This window comes from Nocardia anaemiae NBRC 100462 (assembly GCF_001612725.1).
GTDB classification, from domain to species: domain Bacteria; phylum Actinomycetota; class Actinomycetes; order Mycobacteriales; family Mycobacteriaceae; genus Nocardia; species Nocardia anaemiae.
Window position 1 is genome coordinate 120,260 of sequence record NZ_BDAZ01000032.1, and the last position, 11,567, is coordinate 131,826.

The 11,567-nt window shown below is 65.5% G+C and carries 11 protein-coding genes; 4 read left to right on the forward strand and 7 right to left on the reverse strand.

Translation table 11 applies throughout. The features are described 5' to 3' along the window. The first annotated feature begins 74 nt into the window (after nucleotides 1-74). Nucleotides 75-551, forward strand: a complete 477-nt coding sequence (locus NA5_RS20455; RefSeq protein ID WP_062988394.1) for a MarR family winged helix-turn-helix transcriptional regulator — start codon at nucleotides 75-77, stop codon at nucleotides 549-551. Here the strand turns inward: NA5_RS20455 and NA5_RS20460 are convergent. Together NA5_RS20460 and NA5_RS20465 are read right to left on the reverse strand one after the other, a co-directional pair. Then, on the reverse strand, nucleotides 548-2,719 hold the full coding sequence (locus NA5_RS20460) for a S9 family peptidase (protein ID WP_062988459.1): 2,172 nt from the start codon (nucleotides 2,717-2,719) through the stop codon (nucleotides 548-550). The genes NA5_RS20455 and NA5_RS20460 overlap by 4 nt on opposite strands. A gap of 10 nt (nucleotides 2,720-2,729) precedes the next feature. Next, on the reverse strand, nucleotides 2,730-3,101 hold the full coding sequence (locus NA5_RS20465; protein ID WP_062988396.1) for a MerR family transcriptional regulator: 372 nt from the start codon (nucleotides 3,099-3,101) through the stop codon (nucleotides 2,730-2,732). A gap of 83 nt (nucleotides 3,102-3,184) precedes the next feature. Here NA5_RS20465 and NA5_RS20470 point away from each other — a divergent pair, with 83 nt between their 5' ends. Next, nucleotides 3,185-4,273: an alkene reductase gene (locus tag NA5_RS20470; RefSeq protein ID WP_062988398.1), complete on the forward strand. Its 1,089-nt coding sequence runs from the start codon at nucleotides 3,185-3,187 to the stop codon at nucleotides 4,271-4,273. Nucleotides 4,274-4,315: 42 nt separating this feature from the next. Further along, nucleotides 4,316-5,350, forward strand: coding sequence for a DUF2330 domain-containing protein (locus NA5_RS20475; RefSeq protein WP_062988400.1), 1,035 nt, complete (start codon nucleotides 4,316-4,318; stop codon nucleotides 5,348-5,350). Nucleotide 5,351: 1 nt separating this feature from the next. Here NA5_RS20475 and NA5_RS20480 read toward each other — a convergent pair whose 3' ends face one another. The 5 genes from NA5_RS20480 to NA5_RS20500 all read right to left on the reverse strand — a co-directional run bounded on the left by NA5_RS20480 (nucleotide 5,352) and on the right by NA5_RS20500 (nucleotide 10,457). Further along, entirely contained in the window at nucleotides 5,352-6,308 is a 957-nt protein-coding gene (locus tag NA5_RS20480) for an alpha/beta hydrolase (protein ID WP_062988402.1), read from the reverse strand. A gap of 147 nt (nucleotides 6,309-6,455) precedes the next feature. After that, nucleotides 6,456-6,878 (reverse strand): HIT family protein, encoded by a 423-nt coding sequence (locus tag NA5_RS20485; RefSeq protein ID WP_062988403.1) that lies wholly within the window; start codon nucleotides 6,876-6,878, stop codon nucleotides 6,456-6,458. A 130-nt stretch (nucleotides 6,879-7,008) separates the two neighbouring features. Next, nucleotides 7,009-8,430, reverse strand: a complete 1,422-nt coding sequence (gene purB, locus NA5_RS20490; protein WP_062988405.1) for an adenylosuccinate lyase — start codon at nucleotides 8,428-8,430, stop codon at nucleotides 7,009-7,011. Between the two features lie 6 nt (nucleotides 8,431-8,436). Continuing rightward, entirely contained in the window at nucleotides 8,437-9,147 is a 711-nt protein-coding gene (locus NA5_RS20495; protein ID WP_245672312.1) for a TetR/AcrR family transcriptional regulator, read from the reverse strand. Between the two features lie 143 nt (nucleotides 9,148-9,290). Further along, a complete protein-coding gene (locus NA5_RS20500; protein ID WP_218020131.1) occupies nucleotides 9,291-10,457 on the reverse strand; it encodes a pyridoxal phosphate-dependent aminotransferase in 1,167 nt (388 codons plus the stop codon). A 132-nt stretch (nucleotides 10,458-10,589) separates the two neighbouring features. Here NA5_RS20500 and NA5_RS39425 point away from each other — a divergent pair, with 132 nt between their 5' ends. Then, a complete protein-coding gene (locus NA5_RS39425) occupies nucleotides 10,590-11,561 on the forward strand; it encodes a M23 family metallopeptidase (protein WP_084484282.1) in 972 nt (323 codons plus the stop codon). Nucleotides 11,562-11,567 lie beyond the last annotated feature (6 nt).

Below are 11,567 nucleotides of genomic sequence, written 5' to 3' on the forward strand. Positions count from 1 at the left end.
CACAAATCATCTGCTGTCAAACGATTGGCCAGCAGACGATAATGGTAGGCTGACGACACCGACAGCGAGGGACCATGACCAAACCGACCTACTTTCCACAGCTCGCCGCCGAGCGGCCGGATATCGCACTGTGCCGCGCGTCGACCTTCGTGGCCAGAGCAGGCGAAACCCACGCCGCGACACAGGGTTTGGGCGTTGGACAGCAATTGGTATTGAAGATGCTCGATGCCGTCGGCGCGTGCTCGCAGCAGACGCTGAGCGAGGAATTGCGGATCGATCGCAGTGTCATGGTCAGCGTCTGCGACGACCTGGAGAAGTCGGATTATGTACGGCGCGAACGCAATCCGCGCGACCGCCGCTCCTATGCCGTGACCATCACCGACACGGGCCGCGAACGACTCCGCGAGGCGGAGGCCGCGATTCCGGCCTACCTCGATGAGACCTTCGCGGCGCTGACCGCCGCCGAGCGCCGCCAGCTCACGAACCTGCTCGGCAAGCTCTTGGTACCCGCTGGTGAGCGGCCGGGTGGACCGGCCGCTCACCGAACCTAGGCGTCGGCCAGGCCGAGGGTGTCGAGGAGCCAGGCGTTTTCGAAGGCGACTTCCTTCCACTGCTCGTAGCGGCCGCTGACGCCGCCGTGGCCCGCGCTCATTTCGGTCTTGAGCAGCAGTGGTGTGTCACCGGTCTTGGTCGCGCGCAGTTTGGCGACCCATTTGGCGGGTTCGACATAGAGCACGCGGGTGTCGTTGATGCCGGTGACGGCCAGGATCGCCGGGTAGTCCTTGGCTTCGATGTTCTCGTAGGGCGTGTAGGACTTGATGTAGTCGTAGACTTCCTTGTCCGCCAACGGGTTTCCCCATTCGTCCCATTCGATGACGGTGAGCGGCAGCGACGGGTCGAGGATCGAGGTGAGCGGGTCGACGAACGGCACGTTGGTCAGAATTCCGGTGAACAGCTCGGGCGCCAGATTCGCCACCGCACCCATCAGCAGACCGCCCGCACTGCCGCCATCGGCGACCAACCGGTCCGCCGAAGTGACGCCGGTATCGATGAGATGCCTTGCGCAGGAGATGAAGTCGGTGAAGGTGTTCTTCTTGGTGAGCGTCTTGCCGTGCTCGTACCAGAGCCGACCCATCTCACCGCCGCCGCGCACATGCGCCACCGCGAACACCATGCCGCGGTCGAGCAGCGAAAGCCGCGATACCGAGAAGCCCGGATCGATCGGGGTCTCGTAAGAGCCATATCCGTACAGCAACAGCGGTTTCGGGCCCGCGGGCAGGCCCTTCTTCCGCACCAGCGAGATCGGAATCCGGGTGCCGTCCGCGGCGATCGCCCAATCCCGGTCCTGCTCATAGTCGTTCGCGTCATAACCGCCGAGTACCGGTTGCTCCTTGCGCAGCAGCAACTCCCCGGTGGCCGGGACATAGTCGAAGACCTGCATAGGTGTGATGAACGAGGTCAGCCCGATCCGCAGCGTCGGCTGCTCCCACTCCGGGTTGCGGACCGAACCGACCGCGAAGAGTTCCAGATCGAATTCGAGTTCGCGGCGCTCGCCGTAGCCGGATTCGGTCAGCGGCCAAATGGCAATGCGGGGAAGGGCTTCGCGCCGATAGCTCAGCACCAGATGACCGGCGAACGGATCGATATCCTCGAGCCGCACATCGTCGCGGTGGCCGATCAGCAGCGTCATCTTCGACGGATCCGATACCGGTGCCTCGGCGAGTACGAAGTTCAGCGCCTTCACCCCGTCCACGACATCGTTGTGCAGGATCAGGAAACGGTCCTCACCGCCGACCACGGCATGGTCCACCGAGTACTCGACACCATCGCGCCGCGGCAGGACGACCCGGAAATCCCCTTCCGGATTATCGGATTCGAGTACCCAGGCCTCGCTGGTGATCTTGGAACCGAGCCAGATCATCAGGTATTTCTTCGAGCGCGTCGCGCCGACGCTCACCCAGAACCGCTCGTCGGGTTCGTGGAAGACCTTGACATCGTCATCCTTGGCCGTACCGAGCCGGTGTCGCCACACGGTGTCGGGCCGCCAGGATTCATCGACCGTCTGATAGAAGACGTGCGTGCCGTCCAGCGACCAGGTCGCGCCGGGTGCGGTGCCCGCGATCTCGTCGGCGAGCACCTCGCCGGTGCGCAGATCCTTGAAGCGCATCAGGTAGCGCTCGTCACCGCTGGTGTCGACCGAGTACGCGAGCAGGTTGCCGTCATGGCTGACCGAGAACGCGCCGAGTGTGAAGAAGTCGTGGCCCTCAGCTAGCTGGTTGCTGTCCAGCAGCACCTGTTCACCGGGAATCTCGGTATCGACCTCCAGCTGCGGCGGGGTCCAGGCATCGATCCCCTCGGCCGCCGAATCGACGGGACAGCGGCAGTGCACGCCGTACTGCTTGCCCTCGAAGCTGCGCGAGTAGTACCAGTACTCGCCCGTCCGGGTCGGCACCGAGAGGTCGGTCTCCTGGGTGCGCGCCTTGATCTCGTCGAAGAGTTTGTCCCGCAGTCCGCCGAGATGCGCGGTCTGCGCCTCGGTGTAGGCGTTCTCGGCCTCCAGATAGGCGATGACCTCGGGATTTTCCTTATCGCGGAGCCATTCGTACTCGTCGATGAAGACGTCGCCGTGGTGCACCCGCTCGGTGCGCACCCGCTTGGCGACCGGCGCCGTCACATCACCCGGACCGGCGAGCGTTCCGATTCCACTGTCGAGAGCCATGGGCTCCACCCTACTGTTCGGGTTGCGCACCGCCCGCCGCTCGGATGATGTCGTCGAGTACCGCGCCCGCCCGGTGCAGATCGGTCATGGCCTGGTCGATGCGGCGGCGCTCCTCGGCCAGTTTGTCCACCAGGAATGGTGTCGCCAGTTCGTTCGGCGTGCCGTCTTCGTCGTGGATACACGGCAGCAACTGGCTGACGGTGTCGCTGCCGATACCCGCGGCGAACATTTCGCGAATGCGCAGCACCCGCGCGACCGCCGACTCCGGATATTCGCGCTGACCACCGGGAGTGCGCTCGGATCCGAGCATGCCCTTGGACTCGTAGTACCGCAGCGACCGGACGCTCACCCCGGTCCGCTCGGCCAGCTCACCGATGCGCATATCTGTCCCGTCTCCCCGAAATCAGCCGTTTCGGTCTCGAGCTTACTTGACCTCACATCGATGTCAGGTTTTATGGTGCGGTTATGCAGCTATTGAGTGAATACCGCAACCATGTTCTGGCCCTGCCCAATCGAATCGTCATGTCACCGATGACCCGGTTGCGTTCTCATCCGGACGGTTCGCCGACCGCCGATGTGGTCGATTACTACGCGCAGCGGGCCACGGCCGGACTGATCGTGACCGAGGGCATCTGGCCGCATTCGACCGGCCAGAGCGAGGCCTGGGTGCCTGGCCTGCAGACGGGTCGTCATGTCGATGCCTGGCGGCGGGTCACCGATGCGGTACACGCGGCGGGCGGGCGGATCGTCGCGCAGCTGATGCACGGAGGTCGGAAGGGACATCCGCTGGCCCGGGTCGACGGATCGTGGCCTACCGGACCGTCGTCGGTGATCGATGACGATCGACCGCATCTGCTCGACGGCACCAAGGCTGATCCGATAACCCCGGGTGCCTTCAGCCGTGCCGAAATCGCCGCCGTGATCGAGCACTTCGCGGCAGCTGCCGCCAATGCGATCGCGGCGGGCTTCGACGGTGTCGAGATCCACGGTGCCAATAGCTATCTGCTGCACCAGTTCCTGGCCGACAACACCAATCTGCGCACCGATGAATTCGGCGGCTCGATCGAGAACCGGATGCGCGCACCGCTGGCCATCGTCGACGCAGTCGTCGGTGCCGTCGGATCGCACCGGACCGCTATTCGCCTGTCGCCGGGCAACCCTCAGTTCAATATGTACGAGGCGGATCCGGCACCGCTGTACCGCACGTTGGTGGCCGAGTTGGATCGCCGTGACCTGGCATATCTGCATCTGACCGATAACGACGACTATCCCGCCCTCGCCGATCTGCGTCCGCGCTGGCACGGCACACTCATCGCGAATATCGGTGAGAACCGCAAGCCCACCAGTGCGGTCGAGGCCGAGGCGGTGCTCGGGCAGGGACTTGCCGATCTGGTGTCGTTCGGGCGCGCGTTCATCGCCAATCCCGATCTGGTGCAGCGGATTACCTACGATCTGCCGCTGGCTCCGATCCGCGAGGAACTGCTGTACGGGCGCGATGCCGCGGGATACAGCGACTATCCGAGCTGGGAGTTTCGCGAAACGCGGTGCGCCTGACGGTCCCCGGGCGCGGCCGCGTAGCCAAGTAGGCTCGCGGCCATGCGTGCTGTTCACCTGCTGGCCGTCATCGGAATGCTGTTCGCCGGGGCCGGAATCGGCGCGCTCGCACCGGCTTCGGCCTGCGCGTGCGGCGGGATGGCGAATCCACCGGGGCACCCGGCGTCGGTGCGCGAGGAGACGGCGCTGATCAGCTGGGACGGGCGGCACGAGACGGTGCTCATGCGGCTCGCGCTGAAATCCGGTACCGATCAGGCGGCGCTGATCGTGCCGACACCGAAACCGGCGACCGTCGCGGGTAGCTCCGCGGCGACCTTCACGGAACTGGCGAACCTGACCGCGCCCAAGGTGGTCACCCAGCGTCGATGGTTCGGTTCTGGCGTTGACGACGCGGTCGGCGAGGGCGCTATGAGCGCTGCCGATGGCGGCCCGACCGTCCTCGAACGCGTGCGACTCGGCCCACTCGAAGCAACCACCCTTTCCGGCGGCAATCTGGATGGCATTCGAAAGTGGCTGAGCGACAATGGCTACGAGATGCGTCCCGAGGTGGTCAGTGCTCTCGAACCGTATCTGCGCGAGGGCTGGTCCTTCGTCGCAATGCGGCTCACCAGTGCCCAACCCCTCGATGGCGCAATAGATCCGGTGCGCCTGAGCTTCGATTCGGATCGATTCGTGTATCCGATGCGGATGTCGAGCGCCGCCGAACACGCCCAGTACGTGCATCTTTACACGCTGAGCGAGCATCGCGTGCGACGCTCCGATCCCGATGCCGCTGCCCAGCGCGTGCGGGTCGACTTCGCGGGCCGGGTCGCCACATCGGATCCAGAACTCGCGCCGGTCACCACGAATGGCCGCGACTACCTGACCGAACTGCGGATTTCGATCGATAGCCCCGCGGATATCCGCTCCGACTTCGCCTTCGAGGCCGATGCCAGCGACGCGGAGGTCTACCAGACGATCTACCGAACCGAGGATGTGGAACTGTTCGGCGTGCCCGCGGGCATCGTCATCCTCGGCACGGCCTTGCTGGCCGCGATCGTCGTGGTATTCGCCGTCGTCCGCGTGCTGCGGGCCTGACCTATGCTCCGATCGCCGGACCGATGGTCGGCCAGGAGGCGTGCAGGGTGTCCTGCCAGTAGGACCAGGAGTGGGTTCCGGTTGGGCTGTATTCGATCTCGGCCGGAATACCGAGGGCATGCAGCCGCTGCTCGAATGAGATGACGCAGGTGTTGACGCCGACCTCGACCGGGCCGCCGAGGACGATGTTCTCGCCCAATTGAGGTTTGACCTCGGCCTCGTGTGGACCAGGTATGCCGGTGCCGGTGGACAGGTAGATCGCCTTGCCGCGCAAGCGATCCGCGAGCGCCGCCGCATCGTGCTCGGCCCAGGCCGGACTGCCGGGACCGCCCCACATATTCACCGGATTGCCGCCACGGTTGGCGATGGAGAACATCACCGCACCCATGGCGAGAGTGGTGTCGGGACAGGCACTGTAGCCCGCGACCGCCCGGTACAACTCGGGATGGCGGGCGGCGAGGATGAAGGCCGCATTGCCGCCCATGGACAGGCCGCCGATGGCATTGACGCCATTGCCGTATCGGGCGTCGATGATCGGCGGCAACTCCTCGGTCAGGAACGTTTCCCACTGGTAGCGACCGAATTTCGGATCGTCGCGCTGCCAGTCGGTGTAGTAGCTGGCCTGGCCGCCCACGGGTAGCACCACATTGACGTTCTTGCCCCTGAAGAAGGATTCGGCGTCGGTGGCATTGGTCCAGGTGCTCTGGTTGATGCCGGGATCGAGGCCGTCCAGCAGGTAGAACGACGAGTGCGAGCCGCCACCGGCCGGGTGCAGAACCTGGACTTGGATGATCCGATCCATCGATGGCGATTCGATGAACAGCGCCGAGCGCGTCGAGCTCAGCTCATCGATCCGATCGATCCGCGCCGCCGATGCCGTGGCCGGGTCGGCCAGCAAGGGCCCCATCAGCGTGATCCCGAAGGCCAGCACCGCAACAGCTATCTTTGTTCGCCGCACGAACCCACCTCCACCACCGCATGACAATGGCCTTCAACGTAACTCACGTCGAGACGTTGGAGAAGAGATTCCAGTTCCGGCGTTTCCCCCGCAAACCTTCGGGCGGGTAACAACTTTCACGCCAGCACCGCCAGTCCCAGGCGCGGCTCAGCGATTGAGCGCGCCGCGGATCGAATTCGCCAGATAGTCCAGGTCAGCGCGATGCGGACGGGTCGGCCGCGCACGTAATCCGAACCCGTCACCCGGCGTCCGCGGAATGACATGCAGGTGCACATGGAAAACTTCCTGACCCGCGGTCACCCCGTCGGCCAAGAAGAAATTGACCCCATCACACCCCACCTCACTGGCCCGCAGCGCCCCCGCCAACTTCTGCGCCACCTGGAACAACTTCCCCCCGACCACCGGATCCAGCTCCGCCAGACTCCGCGCCGCAACCTTGGGCACCACCAGCAAATGCCCGGGCGTCATGGGCCGAATGTCCATGAACGCCACCACGTCATCGTCCTCGAACACCCGGCTGGCCTCGGCCCGCCCGGCCACAATGTCCCCGAAGATCGTGTATGGATTCACGCCGATCACTATGGCCGGTGGGCTGGTGCCGCGTCCAGATTGCTTGCTGGCGGCTCGCCGAGCGTAGTGATAGGGCGGTCGAATTCGGCATGGGCGACCACCATTCGACTACGTTCGACGGAACCCCGCGCTAAAGGATCGGGGACGGGGTGTAGCGGGCGGCGTCGGGGTATTGGTCCACCAGCTTTTGGACGGCGGCCACCACATCGGAAACTTGGGCCTCGGCCGCGCCGATGAAGGCGGACTTATCGGCCAGGGCAGCGTCCAATTCGGCGCGATCCAAGGGGAAGCGGGAATCGGCGGCCAGGCGGTCCAGCAGATCGGGTTCGCGGCCCTGTTCGCGCATGGCGAGGGCGACGGCTACCGCGTGTTCCTTGATTACCTCGTGGGCGGTCTCGCGGCCGACACCGGCGCGCACGGCGGCGATGAGCATGCGGGTGGTGGCGAGGAAGGGCAGGTAGCGGTCGAGTTCGCGGGAGATGACCGCGGGGTAGGCACCGAATTCGGTGAGCACGGTGAGGAAGGTTTCGATCATGCCGTCGATGGCGAAGAAGGCGTCCGGCAGCGCGACGCGGCGCACCACCGAGCAGAAGACGTCGCCCTCATTCCATTGCGCGCCAGCGAGTTCGGCGGCCATCGAGGCATAACCGCGCAGCACCACCTGCAAGCCGTTGACGCGCTCACAGGAGCGGGTGTTCATCTTGTGCGGCATGGCGGAGCTGCCGACCTGCCCTGGCTGGAAGCCCTCGGTGACCAGCTCATGACCCGCCATCAACCGAATGGTGTGCGCGAACGACGACGGACCCGCACCGACCTGCACGAGCGCGGACAGCACATCGTGATCGAGCGAGCGCGGATACACCTGACCGACACTGGTCAGCACATTCGCGAAGCCGAGATGCCGCGCGACCTGCTGCTCCAGCGTCGCCAGTTTCGCCGAATCGCCGCCGAGCAGATCCAGCATGTCCTGCGCGGTGCCCATCGGGCCCTTGATACCGCGCAGCGGGTAGCGGTCGATGAGCTCACGCAGGCGAGTCAGCGCGATCAGCAGTTCGTCGGCGGCCGAGGCGAACCGTTTGCCGAGCGTGGTGGCCTGGGCGGCGACATTGTGCGAACGGCCCGCCATAACCAGCGCGTGGTACTCGGCGGCCCGCTCGGCCAGGCGCGCCGCCACCGCGACACCGTGGGTGTGCACATGGTCGAGCGAGAGCCGGATCTGCAGCTGCTCCACATTCTCGGTGAGATCGCGGCTGGTCATGCCCTTGTGCACATGCTCGTGCCCGGCCAGTGCGTTGAATTCCTCGATGCGCGCCTTCACATCGTGGCGGGTGACCCGCTCCCGCTCGGCGATCGAGGCGAGATCCACCTGATCGATGACGCGCTCATAATCGTCGATGACGCCCGCGGGCAGCTCGATGCCCAGTTCGGACTGCGCCCGCAACACCTCCAACCACAGCCGCCGCTCGAGCACGATCTTGTTCTCGGGCGACCAGAGATGCACCAACTCGGGGCTGGCGTATCGGGTGGCAAGGACGTTCGGAACGAGGGTCACGTCCAGTCAGTCTAGTGTCCGGAACCTGTCGACCTGCTGCGGCGTCTGTATCTGATGCGGTGCGAGCGGGCCCTCCGTGGTTACGCGAGCTACCGCCTCCGGGCCTGACGCTCGCACCGGGGGCGCGACGATATCGATGACCTCGAGCAATGCCCCGCGCGCCATTCGCCTTGGCTCCGGGTCCATTTCGCTCAGCGCCGCCACCACGGCACCGTCGACCACCGCGACCATCCTGCGCAACTGCTCCGGCCGAACCACCCGATCGGAGCGGCGCAGCACATCGGCGAGCAACTCGTCCAGCTGCGCCCTTAGTCGGAGCTGCACTTCGCGCAGTTCCGGATGCCGCGCCGAGGCCACCGAACGCTCGTAGCGTGCGATCAGCTGCCCGCGTGCGCCCTCGTCGTTGCCATCCGACCCCACCAGCAGGTCCAACACCAGATCGACGGTCGCCTCCGCGCCTCGGCGACGGTGACTCACCTCGCCGACCCGTCGCCGCATCGCGTCCAGTTCCGCATTGCCGCTGAATTCGACCGCTCGCGCGATCAGATCATCGAGCGACTCGAAGTAGTACGTCGTCGACGCCAGCGGAAGGTCGGCGCGCGTCGCGACCGAGCGATGCCGCACCGCATCGAATCCGCCTTCGAGTAACAACTCGGCGGCGGCCGCTACCAAAGCCTGGCGACGCCGTTCGCCTTTCGGGGTCGTCGCGGTTATCACCGTGCCATCGTGCCAGTCATCATCAGTTCATCCGTGCGAAATCAGAGAGGAAACCCAGAGAGTGAAAACCCAGCCATCGTTGTTTTACCGCATCTGCTCGTTTCGGGTGCCGAACTGTGCAAACTTGTTGTCGGACAGCATGATCAACCGCGCAGATAGTGACCCAACCGAACGAGTGCCGCCTCGATGTCCGCGGTAGCTCCGGCGAAGGAGAATCGTACGGTCCGATGCCCCGCCGCGGTATCGAAGTCGATTCCGGGGGCCAGGGCGACTCCGGTGTGGTCGAGCACCTCGGCACACCACTTGCGGGAATCGTCGGTGAGATGGCCGATATCGGCGTAGGCGTAGAAGGCGCCGTCGGCCGGGGCCAGCTCGGTGATGCCGAGTTTCGGCAGACCCTCCAGCAGCAGTTGCCGATTCACCGCGTAGCGCCGGACGTGACCATCGAGTTCCTCCTTGGCCTCGGCGCCGAAGGCGTGCAGCGCCGCGAACTGCGAGACCGCGGGCGGACACACCGTCATATTGGACGCGAGCCGCTGCAGTGCGGGCCGCAATCGACTCGGCGCCAGCATCCAGCCGAGCCGCCAGCCGGTCATCGAGAAGTACTTCGAGACCGAACCGATGACCACGGATTCGCGCGAGGTCTCCCAGGACGATGACGTCCGGCCGACGCTGACGCCCCGATAGGTGATGCCGTGGTAGATCTCGTCGGAGATCAGCAGGGTGCCGTGCGCATCGCACCAGCGGGCAAGTGCGGCGAGTTCATCGGGATCGATCATGGTGCCGGTCGGATTGGCCGGACTTGCCACGATCAGACCGGCAGGCGGTTCCGGGAGCGCTTCCAGCATGGCGACCGTCGGCTGGAATCGGGTTTGCGCACCGCAATCGAGTTCGACCACACGACAACCCAGCGCGGTCAGAGAGTTGCGGTAAGCCGGATATCCGGGCCTGGCCACCACGACGGTATCCCCGGCGTCGAATGCGGCCAGGAAGATGAGTGTGAACGCGCCGGAGGAGCCGGTCGTCACCACGACGTCATCGGGTTCGACCGCGTAGCCGTAGGTGTCGCGGTGGTGTTCGGCGATTGCCTCACGCAGCGGCAGAATGCCGAATGTCTCTGTGTAACCGAGCAATTCGGCATCGATCGCCATCTTCGTCGCGCGCAGCACCGGTGCGGGTGCCGGCGTCGAGGGCTGCCCGGCCGCCAGCACCAGCACATCGCCGTGCGTCCTGGCCCGTTCCGCGGCAGCTTTCCAGACATCCATCACGTAGAAAGGTGGAATGGTCGACCGGCGAGATTCTCTGGACACCCGACGTACGGTAGACCGTCCCGCACATCAGGTGGGCGCCGATGCTCGGCTTTGTCGGACTCGACACGAAATGCGACCGGCCCCGTGGTTCGGCATGTGTGTGGCATGCCGCCCGGGTTATGGTCGGCGTTAATGCTTGACAAGGCTCGCCGTGCGCGGCTGGACCGAGTACCCGGGGTGGGTGGCATCGGTGTCATACCCCCCGATTGGCGTGCCGAGTTGCGGGAACGGCGCGCGTCCGAGCTGGGTGCCCGGGTGCGCGAGGTATTCGGCGAATGCAGGGACGGCCTGGTCTGGCTGCGTCGGCAACCACCACCCGACCTGCGCGCGCTGTGGGAGGACCGGCCCAAACCCGACTACCGCGCACTCTTGCGCAAGCACCGCATCCTGATCGCGGGCGTCTGCGTCACCGCCGTATTCGCGGCCGCCGATTCCTCGTTCGACTGGGGCGTCACCGATCGCACGCCCGGCCCGGACGAGGCGCAACGCGTCGCCTTCGCCTATCCACAGCAGGTGCAGTCGACACCACCGTCGGTGAAGCGCTATCTCAATGCCATTGCCAACGGTGAGCGCATCCGTGAGCAGGAGGTCGTCACCGCAGCGGCCCGCGCGACGTTGGAACGTGCCAAGGCCGAGGCGGCCGCGGCGGTCTCCGGTGAGTATCAGCCGTGGATGGCGGGCAGCGCACCGGTCACCACCGGATCGGTACTGTCCGGTATCACCGGCATGGTTCTGCCGACGCGCGGCACCTTCACCTCCGGATTCGGTTCGCGCTGGGGCACTTTCCACAATGGCATCGATATCGCGGGGCCGATCGGCACACCGATCTATGCCGTCGCCAGCGGCACCGTCATCGATGCGGGACCGGCGCAGGGCTTCGGGCTATGGGTGCGGATACGGCACGACGACGGCAGCATCACCGTCTACGGGCACATGTACGACTTCTTCGTCTCGGTCGGCGAACGTGTTCCGGCGGGTATGCAGATCGCCCGCATGGGCAACCGCGGTGACTCCACGGGGCCGCATCTGCATTTCGAGGTGATCGTCAACGGACAGCACGTCGACCCGCAGCAGTGGTTGGCGGTGCACGGACTCAGCTTCTGAGACTTT